Source organism: Bacillus lumedeiriae, assembly GCF_044891285.1.
Classification (GTDB): domain Bacteria; phylum Bacillota; class Bacilli; order Bacillales; family Domibacillaceae; genus Pseudobacillus; species Pseudobacillus lumedeiriae.
Genome location: NZ_JAUIYO010000003.1, coordinates 24,102 through 44,190 on the forward strand (window position 1 = coordinate 24,102; position 20,089 = coordinate 44,190).

At 41.7% G+C, this 20,089-nt stretch carries 19 protein-coding genes and 1 pseudogene; 8 read left to right on the plus strand and 12 right to left on the minus strand.

The window, feature by feature from the left end:
- Positions 1–36 precede the first annotated feature (36 nt).
- The 6 genes from QYG89_RS06260 to QYG89_RS06285 form a co-directional block, all read right to left on the minus strand.
- Positions 37–1,215 (minus strand): Glu/Leu/Phe/Val family dehydrogenase, encoded by a 1,179-nt coding sequence (locus QYG89_RS06260; protein ID WP_404315722.1) that lies wholly within the window; start codon positions 1,213–1,215, stop codon positions 37–39.
- A gap of 87 nt (positions 1,216–1,302) precedes the next feature.
- Positions 1,303–2,967, minus strand: a complete 1,665-nt coding sequence (locus QYG89_RS06265; RefSeq protein ID WP_404315724.1) for a thiamine pyrophosphate-dependent enzyme — start codon at positions 2,965–2,967, stop codon at positions 1,303–1,305.
- Positions 2,968–3,039: 72 nt separating this feature from the next.
- Positions 3,040–4,524 (minus strand): sodium:solute symporter family protein, encoded by a 1,485-nt coding sequence (locus QYG89_RS06270; protein ID WP_404315726.1) that lies wholly within the window; start codon positions 4,522–4,524, stop codon positions 3,040–3,042.
- 2 nt (positions 4,525–4,526) lie between these two features.
- The gene (locus QYG89_RS06275) at positions 4,527–4,715 is read right to left on the minus strand and encodes a DUF3311 domain-containing protein (RefSeq protein ID WP_404315728.1); all 189 of its coding nucleotides are present in this window, start codon (positions 4,713–4,715) and stop codon (positions 4,527–4,529) included.
- 57 nt (positions 4,716–4,772) lie between these two features.
- A complete protein-coding gene (locus QYG89_RS06280; protein WP_404315730.1) occupies positions 4,773–5,747 on the minus strand; it encodes a hydroxyacid dehydrogenase in 975 nt (324 codons plus the stop codon).
- 268 nt (positions 5,748–6,015) lie between these two features.
- The gene (locus tag QYG89_RS06285) at positions 6,016–7,947 is read right to left on the minus strand and encodes a sigma 54-interacting transcriptional regulator (protein WP_404315732.1); all 1,932 of its coding nucleotides are present in this window, start codon (positions 7,945–7,947) and stop codon (positions 6,016–6,018) included.
- Between the two features lie 227 nt (positions 7,948–8,174).
- Between QYG89_RS06285 and QYG89_RS06290 the strand changes: the two are divergent.
- Positions 8,175–8,465: pseudogene (locus QYG89_RS06290) on the plus strand (VOC family protein).
- A gap of 130 nt (positions 8,466–8,595) precedes the next feature.
- Here the strand turns inward: QYG89_RS06290 and QYG89_RS06295 are convergent.
- The 3 genes from QYG89_RS06295 to crcB (QYG89_RS06305) all read right to left on the minus strand — a co-directional run bounded on the left by QYG89_RS06295 (position 8,596) and on the right by crcB (QYG89_RS06305) (position 10,776).
- Positions 8,596–9,807 (minus strand): MFS transporter, encoded by a 1,212-nt coding sequence (locus tag QYG89_RS06295; RefSeq protein ID WP_404315734.1) that lies wholly within the window; start codon positions 9,805–9,807, stop codon positions 8,596–8,598.
- 214 nt (positions 9,808–10,021) lie between these two features.
- Entirely contained in the window at positions 10,022–10,381 is a 360-nt protein-coding gene (crcB, locus tag QYG89_RS06300; RefSeq protein WP_404315736.1) for a fluoride efflux transporter CrcB, read from the minus strand.
- Positions 10,378–10,776 (minus strand): fluoride efflux transporter CrcB, encoded by a 399-nt coding sequence (gene crcB, locus QYG89_RS06305; protein ID WP_404315738.1) that lies wholly within the window; start codon positions 10,774–10,776, stop codon positions 10,378–10,380. Before crcB (QYG89_RS06305) ends, crcB (QYG89_RS06300) begins: the two co-directional genes overlap by 4 nt.
- A gap of 237 nt (positions 10,777–11,013) precedes the next feature.
- Here crcB (QYG89_RS06305) and QYG89_RS06310 point away from each other — a divergent pair, with 237 nt between their 5' ends.
- The 7 genes from QYG89_RS06310 (at position 11,014) to yhfH (ending at position 15,839) form a co-directional block, all read left to right on the plus strand.
- Positions 11,014–11,349 carry a winged helix-turn-helix transcriptional regulator gene (locus tag QYG89_RS06310; RefSeq protein WP_404316189.1) on the plus strand — a complete coding sequence of 112 codons (336 nt, stop codon included), beginning with the start codon at positions 11,014–11,016 and terminating at the stop codon, positions 11,347–11,349.
- A 1-nt stretch (position 11,350) separates the two neighbouring features.
- The gene (locus tag QYG89_RS06315; protein WP_404315740.1) at positions 11,351–12,277 is read left to right on the plus strand and encodes a DsbA family protein; all 927 of its coding nucleotides are present in this window, start codon (positions 11,351–11,353) and stop codon (positions 12,275–12,277) included.
- Between the two features lie 14 nt (positions 12,278–12,291).
- Complete coding sequence (locus QYG89_RS06320) at positions 12,292–12,597, plus strand: monooxygenase (protein ID WP_404315742.1); 306 nt, start codon at positions 12,292–12,294, stop codon at positions 12,595–12,597.
- A gap of 501 nt (positions 12,598–13,098) precedes the next feature.
- The gene (locus tag QYG89_RS06325; protein WP_404315744.1) at positions 13,099–13,590 is read left to right on the plus strand and encodes a DUF2975 domain-containing protein; all 492 of its coding nucleotides are present in this window, start codon (positions 13,099–13,101) and stop codon (positions 13,588–13,590) included.
- A gap of 10 nt (positions 13,591–13,600) precedes the next feature.
- The gene (locus QYG89_RS06330) at positions 13,601–13,825 is read left to right on the plus strand and encodes a helix-turn-helix domain-containing protein (RefSeq protein WP_404315746.1); all 225 of its coding nucleotides are present in this window, start codon (positions 13,601–13,603) and stop codon (positions 13,823–13,825) included.
- Between the two features lie 454 nt (positions 13,826–14,279).
- Positions 14,280–15,335, plus strand: coding sequence for a TDT family transporter (locus QYG89_RS06335; RefSeq protein ID WP_404315748.1), 1,056 nt, complete (start codon positions 14,280–14,282; stop codon positions 15,333–15,335).
- 375 nt (positions 15,336–15,710) lie between these two features.
- Positions 15,711–15,839 carry a protein YhfH gene (yhfH, locus tag QYG89_RS06340; protein ID WP_404315750.1) on the plus strand — a complete coding sequence of 43 codons (129 nt, stop codon included), beginning with the start codon at positions 15,711–15,713 and terminating at the stop codon, positions 15,837–15,839.
- A gap of 187 nt (positions 15,840–16,026) precedes the next feature.
- On the opposite strand, the gene QYG89_RS06345 is transcribed toward yhfH, so the two are convergent.
- The 3 genes from QYG89_RS06345 to QYG89_RS06355 form a co-directional block, all read right to left on the minus strand.
- Positions 16,027–18,324, minus strand: a complete 2,298-nt coding sequence (locus tag QYG89_RS06345) for a N,N-dimethylformamidase beta subunit family domain-containing protein (protein ID WP_404315752.1) — start codon at positions 18,322–18,324, stop codon at positions 16,027–16,029.
- Positions 18,325–18,392: 68 nt separating this feature from the next.
- Positions 18,393–18,749: a hypothetical protein gene (locus QYG89_RS06350; RefSeq protein WP_404315754.1), complete on the minus strand. Its 357-nt coding sequence runs from the start codon at positions 18,747–18,749 to the stop codon at positions 18,393–18,395.
- Positions 18,750–19,175: 426 nt separating this feature from the next.
- Entirely contained in the window at positions 19,176–20,078 is a 903-nt protein-coding gene (locus QYG89_RS06355) for a LysR family transcriptional regulator (protein WP_404315756.1), read from the minus strand.
- Positions 20,079–20,089 lie beyond the last annotated feature (11 nt).

Consider the following 20,089-nt stretch of genomic DNA (forward strand, 5'->3'; position numbering starts at 1 on the left):
GTACAAAGAATATTGTCACTATTCCGAAATTTAAACTTATTGCTGGGCAGGTACCGTTTCAGATGGCTCTTCATATTCTAATAAATCGCTGATTGTCGGTTTAAAGATTTCATGAGCCACTTCTCTTTGATATCTATTTTGTTTTTTTGCTTCTTGAAACAAGCGATACGTATTTTTCCTGCATAACTTTTCAATGTCATCAACGACAGCTTGTGGATTTGGCCGAACTAGTCCAAAAATAACCGCATCATAAAATCTGATTGCTCCCAAGTTAGCAACGAAATCATTGACGATATCAATTCCTCTTTGCTTTATGATTGCATCTCCTTCTGAAGAAATCGGAATATTTGCGGCTTCTACGACTAAACTTGCTTTTACACTGTCTGCATTGGATTTGTTGATGACATCCTCTAGTGCAGATGGAATTAAAATGTCACAATCCACATCGAGCCATTCTGTATTTGGCCTTACAGTATAATGAGATTCAAAATAGTCTTGATCCATTTCCCCATACACATTCTTATGATCAATAAGTTTTTGGACATCTAATCCCTTTTCGCACGTTACCAACAAATTGGCATCAGAAATTCCAACGATTTTATAGCCTAACTGCGATAATTTCAACGCGCAGCTTGCTCCTACACATCCAAAACCTTGAATGACAACTTTCGCTCCGGCTGATCCCCCCTTAAACTTCCAAGCCTCATCTGCCGAAAATGCTACACCATAGCCCGTTACAACATCATTTAAAAGCAGACCATCAATCCTTGTCGCCAAAAGTTTATCAAAATCCTTTATTCCTTGTAGAACGTTCGGGTCTTGCTTCATTGACTTTGTCAGAGGGATTTCAATACCGAACTCATTAAATACTTTCAGCACATCTTCGTATTTAGTGCCTAAATCGCTGCCTAAAGATACACCGATGTCTATATAAGGCATCATCGCAATGAGAAATCTTCTTAATACCGCGTACGCATCTGGCGCTTTGTAATCATAGGCGATACCGGCTTTACACCCGCCAGTCGTTCCACACTCACAGGCTACATACTTATAAGCCATTGCCTCAGCTAATCTTTCGACCTCTTCTTTTGTCACGGTCGGATGCATTCTCGTGCCGCCTCCTGTGTAACCTTTCACGAAATTATGAACAACCAGCCACCCTTTTGCATCTGTTTCCGTATCATTCCACTCCACAACTAAATATGGCTTTGACATATATGAAACCTCCTAAAGATCTTTTTTAAAATAGTAGTTTCTGCTAACTTTTTATTTAACGTTCCTATTAAAAGATACATCTGATAATTAATTGAGGGATGCTAGCTTTTCCGTCACTTCCCCCTTATCCTGGCTTACAGATAAAATCTCTGGATTGACTGTAACCTCGATGACAGCAGGAAGTCCCGAAGCGATCGCTCTTTGCAGCGCCGGCACAAACTCAGTATTCCTTTCTACTTTCTCTCCGTGTGCCCCGAAAAGACGTGCCATTTTAGCAAAATCCGGATTAGTCAAGTCCGTTCCAATGACGCGCTCTGGGAAATGAATTTCTTGATGCGTGCGAATCGTTCCATATTTATTGTTGTTAATGACAATAGATATAGTTGGAACTTTATATCGTACAGCCGTTTCAATTTCTTGCATCGTCATCATGAAGCCTCCATCTCCTGAGAAAGATACGACAGGTCTATGCGGCTGCGCCAACTTTGCCCCAATCGCTGCCGGCAGCCCATACCCCATCGCTCCTGATGTTGGCCCCACGTAAGTATTTTCCTGTTCAAAACGGTAATATCGAGACAGCCAGCTAAAGAAATTGCCAGCATCATTCGTAATAATCGTATCCGCTGGAAGCTGAGCAACGATATCATGCATCAACCCATCCATATCTGTAAATTCATCTGTATAATCAGCTTTTGTTTCAGAAAATTTCATATACTCCGCGTGCAATTCTGCTGTTCTCTCATTTCTTTCAACAGCAGCCTGTGAGTCTACGGCTTGTAATGCCAGCTCAAGGAAGCTTTTTGCATCTGCTTCAATCGCAAGAGAAGGAGCATATACTTTTCCAAAGATATCCGGACAAATATCTATATGGATCAATTTCGTCCGTTCAGACAGTAAAGTGTAATCCTGTGTTCCTACTTGAGAAAAACGTGTTCCTAAAGCAATAACTACATCTGCATTTCTGATTTCGTCAAGCAGGCTGTGAGGTGTGCCAAATCCGAGCCATCCCGCGTAGGAGGCATGCTTGTTCGGAAACGCATCAAACCGGCGAAAAGCAGTGACAACAGGGAGGTTCATCTTTTCTACAAACTCGACAAGCAGCGGCTGAGCCTTCGCATGAATAACCCCTCCTCCAGCAATCAACACTGGACGCTTCGCCTTTCGGATTTCTTCTACTGCCCGTTCGGCATCTTCCATATGCGGACGCGGACGACGCGAGCGATAAGGTGAATAATCAGCCATTTCCGCCTCGTCTTCCAACATGTCATGCGGCAACGCAACTAACACAGGGCCCGGGCGTCCGGAACGTGCAATATGAAACGCTCGATGCAGCAATTCAGGAATTCTTTCTGCTCGATCAATCTCTACTGTCCATTTACACAAATGACTGAAAAATCCAGCGAGATCAACTTCCTGAAACGCTTCCTTTTCTTTAAATGGGCGTTCTACCTGCCCAATAAGTGCGACCATTGGAGTAGAGTCCTGTGCAGCTGTATGAATACCGATTGCTAAGTTGGTCGCTCCTACTCCCCTAGTTGCCATACATACCCCAACTTCACCAGATGCTTTAGCATACCCTTCCGCCATAAAAGAAGCCCCCCCTTCATGCCGGGCCGAGATCAAATCAATCTCAGGATGCTGATATAGCGCATCCATGACACCGAGATAGCTTTCTCCTGGTACACAAAAGGCTTTCTTTACCCCTTCTTTCACCATGACGTCAACAACGGCTTTGCCTCCACTAATTTTCATACATACTCCTCCTGTTTCTATCTCTAGTAAGTTATGTTGATCTAAATATTGAATTATTTTAAATGTATTTCATTAATTTGCTAAATCAGTCACTTCTCTGTTCTCTTCTATTTTGACATTGGGCTTTCTCGTAACGGCACTTACTCCAAGTGTGACTGCAATGTTAATCAACAATACTGCCAACCCTACATCAAGGTCTTTGATGACTGGTGGAAATGATGGGAACAATGTGGCAAGTGTCGTGCCCGAAATAGTTGAGTAGACAACGACCAGGATTCCGACAATCATTCCGGCGAAAGCTCCCTGTACAGTAACCGGATTCTTTTTCCAAAGGCTAAAAAACAATGCCGGGAATAACTGTGCCATGAAACTATAAGCCATCAAATACAGAGTAAAAATGGAATTACCACCATTAAATGTAAAGTAGAGAGTGACTAAAGCAATAATAGGAACCAGCATCCGGCTTAATCTCGCCAGCTGCTCATCTGTTGTATTCGGCTTCCATACTTTATATATATTTTTAGAAAGAATCGTAGCTGTTGCTGTCAGCACTAATGAGCTTGGGATGAGAGCAGCCATGGCTCCTGATGCTCCAATGACACCAACGAACCAAGGATCAAATGACATCTTCGCCATCTTAAATAAAGCCAAATCCGCATCTGCTCCCTGTAAATTTGGCACTTGAAGAATAGCCGAAAAGCCAATAAATAATGAAAAAACGATAATCACTTGATAAATCGGCATAATCCCGGCATTCCAGCGAAGCGATTTTGGACTTTTCGCCGAAAACACTCCTGCCAGCATATGAGGAAACATATAGAATGCCAACGCTGTCATAATCGTAGCGGAAATAAACCATGAAATGCTCAGCCCTTCTTTAGGGAAGATCAGGAATCCCTGCTTAGCTGTATCGATCGCTTCAAACATTGGCTGCATTCCGCCGTAATAATGAATTGGAAAATAAATTCCCATAAAGACGACAACAGCCAAAATCATGATATCTTTAATGATGGCTGTCCATGCTACACCATGCATACCCGAAGCCGTTACATAAATAGTAATGGCAATCACGCCTACGATGATCGCCATATTTGGCGAGATCGAGCCATAAGAAGCTTCTGACACAATAATTCCTAATCCCTTTAACTGCATGATCAAATAAGGAATAATGGAAATAACACTAATGATGGCTACAAGAACCCCTAATGCCGGACTATTGTACTTTTTATCATAAAAGTCAGATTGAGAGATGACATTATTTTCTTTGGCATACTTCCAAATGGGCGGCAGCAGCCAGTAAGCAATTACAAAATAGAAACAATTGAAAGCATATAAAGCAGGAGGAATACCGGATCGATAAGCACCACCGCTTGCTCCTAGAAATGTATAAGTTGTAAACATCTCTCCCGCTATCAAAAAGAAGATTAATACGCCTCCAAAACCGCGGCCGCCTACAGCCCACTGTTCCAAACTCATATCTTTGCCTTTACGTGCTTGCAGTCCTAACCAAATACACAAACCGAGAAAGAATAAAATGACGAGAAGGGCGGTATTCATAATTATTCTTCCTCCTTATTAGCAGGATCTAGTTTATTCGTAATGATCAGAAACAGAGATGTCAGACAGACCCAGCAGATTGCCCAAAAAAGCACGAATGGCATTCCAAGTACATAAGGTTCTACACGATTAATGACGACAAGCGAACCGAGTGCCGGTATCACACTCGTTACATAAATTAGCTTTTTCATTCATTCACCATCCTTGTTTTCCAAGCGGTTATTCCCAATCAAAAGATCGTTAATTTTCTAGGTTGATAGCTCTTTAGTTAACGGATCGTTGACAGCCCACTGAGGCTTCTTTCCGCTTAGCACCAGATCTACCTGCATTGCGGCATGAACAGCCATGCGTACGGACGCTTCTTTCGTTAAAGCCGCACTGTGCGGACTAACGATAACATTATCCAATTGAAAAAGGGGATTGTCTGCATCAGGCGGCTCCACTTCAAATACATCGATTCCAGCCCCGGCAATTTCGCCCGTTCTCAAAGCTTCTACTAAATCATTTTCCCTCACAATGCCACCTCTGGAAGCGTTAACAAAATAAGCGGACGTTTTCATCCAGGAAAACTCCCGGCTCCCTATTGATCCTTTCGTTGATTCCGTTAACGGCAAATGCAAGCTAATAAAATCAGAGTTTTTGAACAGCTCCTCTATGTTCGGCACGATGTCTAAATCGTGCATTGATCCGGCTGTTAAATAAGGATCGTAGCCAATGACTTTCATACCGAACCCTTTAGCTGCCTTTTGTGCTAACAGCTTCCCGATTCTTCCTAACCCGATAATCCCTAACGTCTTATCTTCTAAATCGATGCTAGTAAGTTGATGGCGGCTCGCATAATTTCCGCTGCGCAGCTCCCGATCAGCCGAAATGAGGCTTTTAGACAGAGATAGAATGAACGCTATCACATGTTCAGCAACCGCGTTGGCATTCGCCTCCGGAGTATTTGTTACATAAATGCCTCTTTCTGTCGCTGCCTCAATGTCAATATTGTCTAACCCTACCCCATACTTAGCGATGACTTTAAGCTTTTTTCCTGCCTGTATCACTTCTTTATTAATGACAGCTATGGACCTTGTTAATACTGCATCACAATCTTTCACTTCTTTCGTTAAAACTTCCGGTAACAAATCAGACCCTATTCTAAGTTGATACCCTCTCTCTAATAAATAATTTTTTCCTTCCTCCTCAATGTCTTGAGGAATATAGACTACGCTGCTCACATCATCCCCCTCTTTCTTCTTGGCTTTGTTAAACTTGCCTGTTGATTTCCACTTCAATCAACAATCTTCATTAACAGAGCCTTCCTCTTAAATAAATGTTGTACTCTTAAGGTATCGTCTATCTCATTCCTTTGTTTTTATATTTGCAAAAATTGTGCCAATATTTAAAATTATCTTTTTACTAGCTGCCAAGCGTTTTTCGCTCTCATTTCGCTACACATACGGTTAACATTTTGTTTCTTCACGCAACAAAATGTTTCAATTTGTTTCATTCTGTTTCAATATTCCATTGTTTCATCTTCCTCCATAACGTCGTACGGCTCATTCCTAATTCAACGGCTGCTTTTCCTTTATTGTAATTACACTTTGCTAACACTTGAACAATACGCTCACGCTCGGATCGCTGCGGGATAATTGCAGCGTCCTCTTCTTTTTCCTGCTTGGACTGTTCTCTCTGCTGATTCATATTCGGCAAATATTTCTCAATATCGTATACATCGATGACCTTTCCTTTGCAGAGAACGGTTAACCTTTCGCAGAAGTTTTGCAGCTGGCGCACATTTCCTTCCCAATGGGCTTCGCTTAATTTTTGACTGGCTGCATCAGTAATCCCACCCTTTTCCTGACCGCGAAAAGCTTTACTGATGAAAGCATTCACTAATACAGGAATGTCTCCTCTGCGTTCCCGAAGAGGGGGCAAGTTAAGGTCTAACACACTCAAACGGTAATAAAGATCCTCTCGAAAATCTCCTTCTTTAACCATATGTATAAGATTTTTGTTTGTAGCCGCAATAATCCTTACATCTACCGGGATCACTTTATCGTCTCCGATGCGCATAATTTCTCGCTCTTGAAGCACACGAAGCAGCCTGCTTTGCAGTTTAGGAGAAATCTCACCAATTTCATCTAAAAAGATCGTTCCTCGATGCGCCAGCTCAAAGAAACCTTGCTTTCCACCTTTCATCGCTCCTGTAAAAGCTCCTTCCGCATAACCGAACAGCTCACTTTCTAATAAATCTTCAGGAAGAGCCGCACAGTTGATCGCTACAAACGGATTGCTTTTCCGCTTACTGTGATTATGAATACTTTGAGCAAATATTTCTTTGCCTGTTCCCGTTTCTCCAATAATTAAAATATTAGAATCCACTTCACTGTACCGCTTGGCTGTTTCAATCGTTTTTTCAATTTCAATGCTGCGGAATAGAATGTCTTGGAATGTGTACTTCGCCACATGTCCACGAGAATGAATCTTTTTACGGATTTTCCCTTCCATCTCCTGAATGCCTGTCACATCTTGAAAAGCAACCATGTTCCCTACTTTTTTTCCTTTTAAAAATGTCCCGACCTTTTTTACTGATAATTGAATAGATTGGTAGGAAACAATTTCTTCCCGATAATCTCCATCACTCAGCAATAAATCCCGAAACTTCCCTTTTTTTAAGATCTCGTCTATTGATCGTCCAATGAAACTTTCTTCTGAAATCGATAAAATCTCGCGGGCTGCCGTGTTGAATACAGAGATATGCCCTTTTAAATCGATAGCGATGACTCCCTCATACGCATAGTTAAGAATCGTCTGATAGCGCTGAGCCTTTTCCTGTTCTCTCAAACTGACAAGCGCCAGCCTCTTCGCCTCAATTAACGCCTGACGAAAAGATTCCTTTCCTGTTTCAACGACGGCAGCCCCTAGGCCTAGTTCTTCCGCATATTTAGACGTGCTCAATCCGCTCAACACGACTTCACACCCTTCGCTGGCAGCTAAGTCTACTAAGCTCGCTGAGTGTTCTATACTCTCTAAGATGTACGACTGAATCGGCAGATCCACAACGTCCGCTAGGTTTTCTACGCCGTAAATCATATTAAGCGCCCCAATAACAGCTACTTTTTTTCTGCCAAAACGCGCTTTACAATCAGACAAACAGCGGATCAAGTCAATTCCCTGTACCGGAATATCAACGATCGGCATAAATTCATTATGCTCTTTTAACAGTTTCGTCATTAATCCTCTCGATATAATGACATCCGCATCTATTTCCAATTCTGAAATCTTATCAGCTGCTACTACTATTTCTTCTAATTCAAACTCTATGCTTGCCTCATGCTTGTTTTCCATTTCTTCCAGCCGATTAAATTCTTCAAACCGCTCAAAAGCGTCTTTAATATATCCTTTACGAGGAACAACAAGTGTTATTTTAATCAAAGCCATCACCTCAACTGTTGTGAAAATAAATATAATTTTCTCATAATTATAAACGTAAAGCTCAGACGTGTGTGATTATGAATATTTTCCCATAAGCTAAAAGGCACCTTCCAGCAAAGTGTAAGTGCCGTTAGTGTTGCCCTAACAAAAAACGAACACCAGTTTCATCCCCTTTAAAGTTAGGCTAAAATATAGCTTATATCTATTCACATTGGGAGGCTTATGAAATGATTAAACACGTAGCAACAGTCGCTGTTTATGTTGAAGATTAACAAAAAGCAAAAGTATTTTGGACGACAGAGAAAGTGGGTTTCGAGGCGGCGGATCATCGCTCATTGGCTTGATGCAGCTCCCAGCAGGCCCAGACCTGACTCGTTCTATATCCAAAGTCCATGATGAACGGGTCAGAGAATATGAAAGCATCGATCGTTTTTGAATGTGAGAACATTTTAGGAACATATGAAAAAATGAAAGCAAACGGGGTAGAATTTTTAGGAGGACCTAACCAAATGCAATGAGGTACGTTCGTACAATTTAAAAATGAAGATGAAAACGAGTTTTTATTAAAAGGCTAATAAGTGCAGGAGCGTCAGACCTCTGGAACCATACGTATGGTTCCAGAGGTCTGACGCTTTAATTAAGAGAAAATCATGATTCCGCTCGACGGACTGCTGCTTTTTTCGCGAGCGGGAATGTCGTCAAAAATCCGAACGTCAGCAAAGCCGCGATCATTCCGAACGTCAAGACATAATTGCCTGTTTTCATTAAGAAAACAGCGATCATCGGTCCGATCGTCGAACCAACAAATAAGAAGAATGAATACAGTGACATCGCCGACGCTTTTTCCTTTCCTCCAATTTGCCCGAGCAGAGAAATTAAGGAAGGAACAGTAATGGAAATGCCCGCTGTAAAGACGATGCTCATACAGGCAATCATGAAAATACTGTTCGATACCCCGACGCTAAACAGGCCAATCGCTGCAAGAGCAAGACCGCTGCGCAATGTTTTAAACGTGCCGAAACGCTCTGCCAGCCGGCCGCCAAACGGTGTAAGGAGCATCCCGATCATTCCTGCAGATCGAATGAGCAATATTTGTGATGCTTCAAGCGCATACATGTCTCGCAAATAATTTTCAAGCGCTGTATACATTCCGACGAAGCTTAACAACAATAAAACCGTAATGAAATAGCACTTTCGAAAGAAACTTTGTGATAAAACGACAGGAAACGCTCCAAAGACGGATCTCTTTTCCATAACGTCAAGAACGCGATCTCTCGGAATAACAGCTATAAAGGCGATAGCCAATCCTAAATAAAGAAGGCCGAATATGTAAAATACGAAGTGCCAGCCAAGCATTCCATTAATCATGCTGCTGTACACTTGACCGACGATCCCCGCCATTAAAAAACCCGCACTAATCACACCAATGGCCGTCATTCGTTTTTTCGGCGGATACAGCTCCGTAATGAAAGTAAGCGCAGTCGGAGCAAAGGAAGCAGCAACAAATCCTTGAATCCCCCGGAATACAATAATCGCCTCATAATTGGAAAGAAATCCGATCACTGGAGAAATGACTGTTAATAACAGAAGCCCCAATATAATGACCCGCTTCCGCCCGTATCGGTCTGAAAGCGGAGCAAACACCACTGTCCCGAGAGCATAGCATAGTGAACAAATACTTGTTGCCAAAGCCGCTCTTTCTGCCGTAAGATGAAACTCTGTCATAAACACCGGATTTAACGGAATCGTGGAAAACAAAGCCGCAACGACAAACAACCCGCTGCAAAAAAAGACGAGCGTTATGAGCGAATACCTCCTTTCCACCACTGTATGAGGTGTTTCCGCGGCCAGCTGTTCCATTGAATCCCCTCCTTTTCTAGATGTTAGTTAAAAATATTCGGAATATTTTAATTTTAATTATAAAACTCCATAATCCTAGATGTCTAATATTTAATTTATTAGGAAAACATACTTTCATAGTATAGACACCACAAGATGAATATTTCTCCACCCAAAAACAGAGGCACTCCCACAGTTTATATGGGAGTACCCCTGTTTTTACTGACAGTCCATTTTAAATAGCTAAACCAACGGCTGCAGACACACAGCCTACTATGACCGATGTCATTACATAAATAACAGCTGATTTCATTTGATTGGACTGTATTAAAGTAATCGTTTCATTTCCAAATGTAGAGAATGTTGTATAAGCACCGCAAAAACCAACACCGCCAAACAGCCATACCCAATCATCGATTCCACCTGTCAGGTGAAGGTTGGCGATCCATCCTAGCAGGAAGGAGCCTGTTACGTTGATGACCCAAGTACCTGCTGGAAAAGGATAAATGTTTTTGGCTTTTTTATTTACTAGATTCCCTAGTAAATAACGAGCCGCAGCACCTAATGAACCGCCTAAGCCTATAAGCCAAATCATCGTACACCGTCCTCTTTTTTATTTGATAACGCCAACCGGCGGCCTGCATAAGCGAGCAATAAACCGAATACCGTGCTGGCAGCAGCGTAGAGCAGCGCAAGGAAAACAAGCCCTTCTTGAAATAATTGAATCGTCTCCACGGAAAACGTTGAGAAAGTGGTAAAGGAACCGACTAATCCTGTTCCAATCAATAACGTCCATTCCGGCTTTACTTTTCCGCTCTGGCCCGCAAACGTTAAAAACCAGCCAAGAAATAAGCATCCGATCATATTAATAGAGAAGGTACCTAAAGGAAAATGATTATTTGTATGTATGAACTCCCCTAACGCATATCTCCCGATGGCACCGACAAAACCGCCAATCATAACGAATAACACATTCATCCCAATCACCATTCTTTCATTTCAACTTCCTCGTCTGTATTGTTAGCATTCACTTATTATAGTTTTATCATGATTGAGAAAACTTTATCATGAATCAGGGAAAGGATATCATAATTCAAAATAAAATATCATGATTCAGGCGGGGATTATCATGAATCAGCCCTTATTCTTTACGAATAAGGGCTTCTTACCCTCTTGATATATTTTTTATACTTGATATACTATTTATACAAAAGGGAGGTGATCTTGATTAATATTTGTCCGTATTTAGAACTTTCCTTTCAAATTTTAGGAAAAAAGTGGAACGGTTTGATCATTCACTATTTGTCTCTTTGCAAGAATGGCACGGCTCATTTTACCGACATGAAACGAGACCTCCCAGATATTACACCACGTGCCCTTTCTCTTAAGCTGTCTGAGCTGATCGAATACGGCTTAATTGAAAAAAAAGTCACAAGTGGATCGTCTGTTACCATTTTTTATGAATTAACAGAAAAAGGACGATCACTCGCTACAGCACTCCAACCTATTCAAAAGTGGGCGCTGGAACATATGAATTTAGAACAATCAAAAGGGGGAGAATGACATGACGAATAATAATATGATGTGTGACTTACATACAGGGGTATGCGGGCCGGCCGGTGAAGAAGAAATGGAAATCATTCAGCTCGATCATTTAAAGAAATCGATTGAACTTTATTACGTGACAGATCCAATCTGCTCTCACTGCTGGGCGCTAGAACCCGTTCTTCGCCGGTTTGAAAAGCAATATGGCCAATATTTTAACGCTCATATCGTGATGGGAGGCTTATTGAAAGGCTGGGAAGGATTTGCAGATGCTGCGAACGGGATTTCTAGTCCTGCTAACGTCGCTCCCCACTGGAAAGAAGTAGGTGAACATTCACGGATGCCGATCGATGGTTCACTGTGGTATGACAACCCAATTCAATCTTCCTATCCGCCATCCCGCGTTTTTAAAGTCATTCAGCAGAAAGATCAACAGCTCGCCTCCGTCTTTTTACGCCGCGCACGCGAAGCCGTCTTTGCTTTTAACCGCAACATCGGGGACGATCACGTGCTCATCGACATCGTGAATCAACTCGGACTCGACGGCACAGCCATCATTAAAGAAGCGAACGAAGCCGGGGGCCAGCAGCTGCTCGATCAAGACTTCGCCCTTGCCGGTAAACTCGGCGTCCGCGGATTCCCAACGATCATCATGGTGAACGAAGACAATAAAGGCGTCAAAATCGTCGGTGCACGCTCACTCGACCAGTATGTGAACGGGCTGAAACAGCTGCTTCCTGCTAATGAAGAAGTACAGCCGAAACCGCAGCCGACACTATCTCAGCTTCTTGAAAAGGAAAAGTTGTTATTTTCCAAAGAAATTGAAATTATGTATGATGTAGAGCAAGAACAAGCCGTTTCACTCATTCAAGAACAGCTTTCCCCTATTGAATACGAATTAAAGAACATTCTTGGGGAAGCGTATATCAAAAAACAATCCAACTAAAGGAGACAACAATTATGGCTTATTTACTGCAAGTCGACTTCGACCATCAAGGACCGTTCGGCGCTGAAATGATAGCAGCATTTACGGATTTAGCAAAAAGCATTAATGAGGAAAAAGGCTTCATCTGGAAGATTTGGACAGAGAACGAAGAAACAAAAGAAGCAGGCGGCATCTATCTGTTTGAAACGAAAGAAGACGCTAAAAACTATTTAGAAAAGCATACGAAACGCCTAAACAGCTTCGGCATCGCAGACGTTCATGCAAAAATATTCGAAGTGAACGACGAACTCAGCGTCATTAATCACGGGCCGGTAAAATAAAGGGGACAGTACGCATATTCCCTTATTTGTGCTTATAAATTTGGGATTCACGCGCACAAATAAGGGATATGCGTTCATAAAGTCGGCATCCCCGCGCACAAATGAGGAATGTCCGCTCATAAAGTCAACATTTTCACACACAAAGAAAAGATCCTCTCACATAACGCTAAAGAGACGATACGCCTAGTGCTTTCATTCTATTATGTATATTTAAAGGGAACCTTATTTTCGCAAGCAGTTCAATGACGTGGAGAAATAAATAACAGAGTCATTAGCAGACCAAATCACATCGTGATTCGGTCTTTTTTCATTGTCCCTCTAAACAATTATTAGTTTTACGTTTATGAATCATTTCTTTCTAACGAGGAATACTTTTTATCCCCCTTAAAATCAACACTGTTTAACAATAAATTTATTATTAAAATAAATAAAAATTTATTGTTAAACGATAAATAACATGTTAAATTCAAATGGACAATAAATAAGTGAGGTGCTTTTTTTATGAAACGGGGTTCAACACTCTTTTTAAGGGCCGCTGTTATCTTTATTGGCATTCCAGTTCTTGCTCTGTGCATATTTTTGCTGCCCCAGATAGCGAATGAAGCAATTGAACAAGCAAAAAAGGGGGCACATTTGGCCTATGTGGTATTTGGCATTTTAATTATTATGTATGTATCGGCTATCCCATTTTACTTTGCATTGCATCAAGCATTAAGGCTTTTGAGTTATATTGACAAGAACCAAGCTTTCTCGGAATTATCTGTAAGGGCTCTAAAGAAAATAAAAAACTTTGCTATCACAATCAGCGGCTTATATGTGACAGCCTTGCCCTTAGTCTATATCATAGCGGAGTGGGATGATGCACCAGGTCTCATACTAATCGGAATGGTCATTATTGGTGCTTCAATGGTTATCGCAGTCTTTGCAGCCGTTCTCCAAAGACTTTTACAAGAAGCAATTAATATAAAATCAGAAAATGATTTAACTATCTGAGGTGAAAACAATGGCAATTATAATCAATATTGATGTGATGCTGGCTAAAAGGAAAATGAGCGTAACAGAACTTTCGGAGAAGGTTGGAATAACGATGGCTAACCTTTCTATATTGAAGAATGGAAAGGCAAAAGCGATTCGATTTTCAACTTTAGAAGCAATTTGTAAAGCATTAGAGTGTCAACCTGGAGATATTTTAGAATACAAAAGCGAGGAAAATACTGAAAACACTTAGAAAATAAAAATATAGATTGATGATAGCCTTTTTGTCAGCACTGATATTGTTTTGGCCACGATCATTAAACATATAAAAGTTATTGTGTTAACGAGTGCTTTAATTCATTAAAACTCTTCATTTAAAAGAGATTGTCTCATGGTTGATCTGCCCCTTGGATTTTGGAGCAGTCAAATAAAAAAGTGACCCCTGTTCAAAGATGCCCAGCTTTCAGGGCATCTTTTTTCATTGCAGTCGGAGGACCCGGACTTGCAGGCGAAAAAACACATAGTGCAGGCCGATATTCCAGGCTTACGGGCGGACACACTCGCATTTCGGCCGAAAAAATCCACATTACAGCCGGCCGCTTCCCCTCCCTATCAAAATCGTGTTATCCTATGAATATACTCTATATATGAAACCGGTGAAAAGAATGCTTTATTTATTTTTATTTGTCACCATGTGTGTTTGTTTAATGTCTATTATTTTTTTCAATAAGATTTTCGTGAAAACGTCCAGTATGGCGATTGTTATGGCGCTCGGGATTATGATTCACGGGGTGCTTTTTCACATTGCTGCCCCTTATCTTCTTTCCATAAAAATAGCCAGTCTGCTAACAATCGCTTTGTGGCTGACCTTCTCCTTTTCGATTATTCTAGCATCGATCCACCGGAAGTTCGCCTCGCTGCACACCGCCCATCCGATGAATCGGTTTGGCATCGGCACTTGGATCGCCGGTACGTCCATTTGTTCTATTCTCATTTTTAAGCACTTTGATCAGTGGCGCCCGGCTGCTATTGCACTTTCTTATATCATTGTTGGACTATGGCTTTTTTATCTCCAGCTGTCGTTCCGCTCATTTTATCATTTGCACCACAGTCCCAGAACGGAGCGGGTACATGGCATTTTGCTGCTGACGACCGTCAGCACCCAGTCGATCGTTCTCTTAATGAATACCATGTATGAACACATACCAATTGTACTCGACCGAACACTGATCGGCTTCGGGCTTATGCTGTATGCCATCAGCTTCTTCTTTATCATCCGCCACCGCTTTACTCCCGGCTGGACGGTCGAGGACCATTGGGCCAACACGAACTGTATTTTGCACGGCGCCTTATCAATCACCGGGTTTGCCTGCGTTGTTTCAGATGCAGTCAGTGTGCAACTGACTCTCTCACTATGGATATTTGTTGTCATGATGTTCGTTCTTGTAGAAGCCATCGAAATCCAGCGGCTCATGAAGCGTCTGAACCGTGATGGATTTAAACAAGGTCTCTGGATATATGACGTCACCCAGTGGAGCAGACTTTTCACGTTCGGCATGTTCTATACGTTCACCTCACTTGTGAACCCGCAGACAGACTTTCTCGTACGGATAAAAAACACCATCTTAATAGCAGGTGTGCCGGTCATCTTTTTACTATTCATTATTGAAGTATTGATCTATACCCCATTTGTTCTTCAAGTCATTCGGAAAGCAAAACTTCAAACTTTTCAAGACTTGCACAATCATCAAGCCAGTAAGTAATAAATGAATTCACTCCGCTGTTGGAGCTGTCTCAAAACGAATGTGTTTGCGACAGCTTCAACAGTTTTTTTATATTTGGCTATGTTAATGACGAGTGTTGATTAGACTGATTTGTTGATTGGAGCGGAAGGCGCGAGACTCCTGTGGGAAAAGCATGTCCAGGGGAGACCCCGAGGAGGCTCCCAGACTGCCCGCGGAAAGCGAGCGCCTGCAGCGGAAATCAACAGGCAGGTTTAACAAAACTTAATGTTTAATTGAATTTTCAAAAAATATTTAAATTAATTATATAACAGGTGTTGACTTCATCAATCTGTTATAATACAATGAATTCAACAGCAACACATTAACTACTAAAAAACAAGGGGGACGATCCATATGATGCCATTAGAATTTTACCGAAACATTCCAGCGAAAGAGTGCTGCCAATGCGGAGCGCAAATTATTGAACAACATGAGTCTTACCACACTGAATGTGAATATTGCCTAAGCAAAGTGGAGGAGTAAATATTGATTTTGACACATGAATTCTTTTTATAAATCCGCCTGTTCTTTTTGGAATTAGGGCGGATTTTTTTTATAACTAATTTTTGGACAGGTTTGTTTTCACCTCCTGTTATAATACAGGAAACATCAAAAAAGCCCCCCCTCTGCGTCAATCGACACAGAAGGAGAAGCTCCTTTTATCTAGTGATTAGTTCTTCGTTAATACTTGTTGCTTTTCTGCTCCTGGAAGCGGCTGATCTAACAAGAAGTTCTTTAATACATTCTCCGTTAAACGGGAAATGTTATTATCGTAATTGTTGTGAGACAAGCTGCCGCAGTAAGCAATGGAAGCCGTTGAGAACACAGCCCCGCCGTTAGGCGTATGATAGAACACCATGTCCGCTCTTACCCGTGGGTTTTCCTCGCCCGACAAACCAGGAATGTTAAAGTACAATTCCTCTGCCACTGGCATATAGACGCTCGTATGACCTTCCGATGAAGCAAGGATGACCGCATGGGACGGTGTGCCAAGCTCCTCATCATAAATGTCAAGCTCTAGTCCAGCCGCTCCTCCGCCCACTAGGCCGAAGTCTCCAAGTTTTTCATCTTTTGCGATCCCCTCAAAGATCCAAGCAAGCTCTGGAGCACCGCTTTCTTCTGTCCGGCGATAGTAAGAAGAAACTTCGAAGCCTTCCGCCATATAGCCTACTCCGCAGATTTTTTGCGGGGCTCTGCCACGATGTTTCCAAATACTTCCCTGCTCTCCAGTCAGACTTAAATGGATCTCACCTGGCTTAGACTTCCATCCTTGGTTTCCGTAATTTTTTCTTACTTCCATCAAGCTTGGATTTTCTGGATCGAATGTAACAACCCAATAGAATCCATTCGAGCCCATGTACATGAAACGGCCGCCCTGTGCTTGGAAGTCTTCCACCGCATCTAACATTGGACCAGAATAATATTCTGGATGTGATCCAGTAATCGCTACTTTGTATTGATTGAGCAGCTCAGCCCCTTCAAAATGAAGGTCTTGGTCTGTAATCACATCAAACTCAAACCCTTTTTCCGTCAGCCAATCGACTAAATGAAGGTCCGCATTGAACTGCCATAAAGAAGGAGAAAGATTATGGCGATATTTCGGTCTCATGTTTAAAATTGGACGCAAGCTGGATGAGAAGCAGACACCTGTTCCATCATTATGATGGTCATATGTCGACAATCCATATTCCGCATGTTCGCCAAGATACATATCTTCCTGCTGCACGACTGGTGCTCGTCCAAACATGAGCTGCGCAAGCGGAATGTCTTGGAAACGGTTATTCGCGTAAGCTAAATAACTAGCTGTAGGAATAATGAGCGCCGTTTTCGCCGTCGGCTGTCCTTTCTTCGGTCTAACGAAGAATGTAATATGATCTGCATCATCTCCACAGTGGACATGGGCAGCATACACTCCACTCTTCAGATCATCAGGTACTTTCCACTCAAAGTCTACATCCCACTTAGCATCCGTCATATCGTCATCATGAAAATGAATCGCACCATATTGTTCCGGAGCATGGACGAAGTTTTGTTCCTCTGATGTCCAGTTGTACCCTGTTACAGCGCGCGTTGGATGGTTCACTGCCACCCCATGGATTTTATTTGGAGAAATATCATGGATCTTCTCGATTTCTTTAAAACCTTTTTTCGTAATTCCAGCAGAGAAATCCCATGCAGCGATTAAATCCTTGCCAGAAGGCTGATCAATCCATGCAGACATTTCTTCTTTGCTTAGTGCCGCACAAGCTACCCGCGGACGGTCAATTTTCCCATTATAGCGGTTGATCACTTTATGTTTACCGTCTGGCTGCTTCTCAATGACACTCGCAATTAAAAACGGTGCATTGTTATCCGCAAACGGTTGAATGTTTACCTTTCTTTCATTGCTGACATTCTGTTTCTCCGCCTCATAAGGCAGTGAAAACTTTCCATTCGTTTTGCTGATGACAGCTTCTTGAAAAATAGCTATTTTCCCGCTCTTTTTATCAAAGGAGCCGCCTACAAAATACCAGCAGCCTGCAATTAATGGCTGATTCGTGCTGATTTTTTCAACGTTCCCCTTTTCATCACCGATCCACAATGCCAGGCAGCCTTTGTCATCAATGAACAGGCCATATCCTGTATTCGCTGCAGGCGACCATTTCGTTAGAATCCCTTGTGTTCCTAATTCAGGAGTCGTTGGATAAATCATTGCCTGTAAAGAAAAGCTGTCGACTGTGGCGAAAAGCGGATGAGCGTCAAACTTAATGTATGACCCCATATGTATTTCCTGTCTTCTGCCGTTATATTCTTTATTCACGTCTGCATTCACTTTTTCCATTTTTACTCCTGGTCCCTCAGGATTGGAATCTCCGTGGATGAGACGAACAATTTCCGCTTTATATGTTTTATAATGGCTATTCACCATAAATTTAATATTTTCTCCAGGTTGTACACTTAGTCGGTCAGTATATCCAGTAATTTTCATAAACGAATCGTCCCCTTTTATTTATTAATGAGTTAGTTAGTTATCTAATTATTTCGTTGATTAATAGTTTAATTAGGTAATAAACCAAGCTTTTTTAATCTTTTAAGGAATAGCGCATGCTCTGCCGCCTCGCGCGAATCAAAACGCTCGTCCTCGAATACTTTATAAGGAACGCCTCGTTTACCTGGATGCTCTCCGAGACACCATTCTTTATGAGGCTTTGTACAAACAAGCAAGTCCTTGCCTTTGATTTCCTCATGATTCCTCCGAAGATAGTTCAGTACCATCGTCAATTGATGGCTATGCCGGCCAACTGGTGTTTTCCGATGCTCTTCAATGAGCTCTTTTGTAATAAGGGGCTTTATGTTGTTCTCAAGAATGTACTTATCCTTCTCTAAATAAACCTTCTTTACTTGATCAATCATAGAAAACCCTCCTTTTTAATAAACACTCCGGATAGCTGGAATGTCCTGACCATTCGAACCATTTTAACTAGCAACCTGGTAAAAAATCATAATTATTTCATTTCATTTATGCCTTGCCTGCCTTTCACCTCCCCCTTATCCCTCTCATATCATAAGTGGAAACTATTGCCGATGTTGTTATATTATGAAAAAAATAACCACTAGTTTTGTCGTTTTTAACAAAAAAAACTGGTCAGCAGTTAAACGGACCAGCTTTTTGGGCTATGTTATTAGTTTTCCCCTTTGTTGATTGGAGCGGAAGGTGCGAGAGATTCCTGCGAGAAAAGCGTGTCCAGGGAATCCCCCACAGAAAGCAAGCGCCTGTAATGGAAATCAACAGAGGTGTTTAACATAGCCTCTCTTTTAATACCTTTATTTATAGATATGCTACGTAAGGGGACGAGCACGGTGATCAAAAAATTCCTTCACTAACGAAATAAAATCAAGGACTAAAGGAGGCAGATACCTGTTCTTATCAAATGCCAAGTAAACGGTTCTAGATAGGTTTGAATCTTCTATTGGCTTCATAAGAAAGTTCGGCTTTATTGAATATTTTACGTAGTTTTCTGGAAGCACTGTAATCCCCAGCCCTTCTTCAACAAGCCTGCATGCCATTTCAAACCGTTCAATTTCAAATTGTATGTTCGGCCTGATCTCTGCTGTTCGAAAGGTATTTAAAGTATCTGTGCGGGTTTGAAAACCTTCTTTGCATATGATGAGTGCCTCCCCTTCTAAATCGCGGACTGTGAGATACGCATGATCTTTTAAAAGATGGTCCTCCGGAAGAAGAGCGATCAACTTTTCTTCATATATTGGGATCATTTCAATTTCTTCACTATCCGTATACTGGTTCGTGATAGCAAGATGAATTTCAAAATTGCTCAATGCCTTCTCGACATCCTCCAAGCTCAATACGTCCATTAATTTGATGCGCACATCTTTATATTCCATTTTAAAACGGGACAATATTTTAGGAATCCAGTGCTTCGTCGATTCTATTAATCCAACAGAAAGCTCTGGCGGACCTTGTTCTTTCACCCTCCTCATTTCTTCCCACACATACCCGAAATGATCTACTAACTTTTTGGCTTCGTGATATAATATTTCTCCCTCTCTTGTCAATCGTATCTCCCTGCTGCTGCGATCTAATAAAATCAGTCCTAATTCATTTTCTAGCTTTTTGATCGTGGCGCTCAAAGACGGCTGCGATATATGCAGGACAAAAGCTGCCTGGGTAAACGTTGTTTGTTCTGCCAAAGTGATGAAATAATGCAGATGCCGTATGTCCATTTTTTCTCCCT

Excerpts from the sequence above, each read along its gene's own strand:
- QYG89_RS06315 (WP_404315740.1), top strand. The coding sequence starts at position 11,351 with ATGACGAATAATAATATGATGTGTGACTTACATACAGGGGTATGCGGG.
- QYG89_RS06325 (WP_404315744.1), top strand. The coding sequence starts at position 13,099 with ATGAAACGGGGTTCAACACTCTTTTTAAGGGCCGCTGTTATCTTTATT.
- QYG89_RS06335 (WP_404315748.1), top strand. The coding sequence starts at position 14,280 with ATGTCTATTATTTTTTTCAATAAGATTTTCGTGAAAACGTCCAGTATG.
- QYG89_RS06320 (WP_404315742.1), top strand. The coding sequence starts at position 12,292 with ATGGCTTATTTACTGCAAGTCGACTTCGACCATCAAGGACCGTTCGGC.
- yhfH (WP_404315750.1), top strand. The coding sequence starts at position 15,711 with ATGATGCCATTAGAATTTTACCGAAACATTCCAGCGAAAGAGTGCTGC.
- QYG89_RS06345 (WP_404315752.1), bottom strand. The coding sequence starts at position 18,324 with ATGAAAATTACTGGATATACTGACCGACTAAGTGTACAACCTGGAGAA.
- QYG89_RS06275 (WP_404315728.1), bottom strand. The coding sequence starts at position 4,715 with ATGAAAAAGCTAATTTATGTAACGAGTGTGATACCGGCACTCGGTTCG.
- QYG89_RS06270 (WP_404315726.1), bottom strand. The coding sequence starts at position 4,524 with ATGAATACCGCCCTTCTCGTCATTTTATTCTTTCTCGGTTTGTGTATT.
- QYG89_RS06265 (WP_404315724.1), bottom strand. The coding sequence starts at position 2,967 with ATGAAAATTAGTGGAGGCAAAGCCGTTGTTGACGTCATGGTGAAAGAA.
- crcB (WP_404315736.1), bottom strand. The coding sequence starts at position 10,381 with ATGATTTGGCTTATAGGCTTAGGCGGTTCATTAGGTGCTGCGGCTCGT.
- QYG89_RS06330 (WP_404315746.1), top strand. The coding sequence starts at position 13,601 with ATGGCAATTATAATCAATATTGATGTGATGCTGGCTAAAAGGAAAATG.
- QYG89_RS06260 (WP_404315722.1), bottom strand. The coding sequence starts at position 1,215 with ATGTCAAAGCCATATTTAGTTGTGGAGTGGAATGATACGGAAACAGAT.
- QYG89_RS06355 (WP_404315756.1), bottom strand. The coding sequence starts at position 20,078 with ATGGACATACGGCATCTGCATTATTTCATCACTTTGGCAGAACAAACA.
- QYG89_RS06295 (WP_404315734.1), bottom strand. The coding sequence starts at position 9,807 with ATGGAACAGCTGGCCGCGGAAACACCTCATACAGTGGTGGAAAGGAGG.
- crcB (WP_404315738.1), bottom strand. The coding sequence starts at position 10,776 with ATGGTGATTGGGATGAATGTGTTATTCGTTATGATTGGCGGTTTTGTC.
- QYG89_RS06350 (WP_404315754.1), bottom strand. The coding sequence starts at position 18,749 with ATGATTGATCAAGTAAAGAAGGTTTATTTAGAGAAGGATAAGTACATT.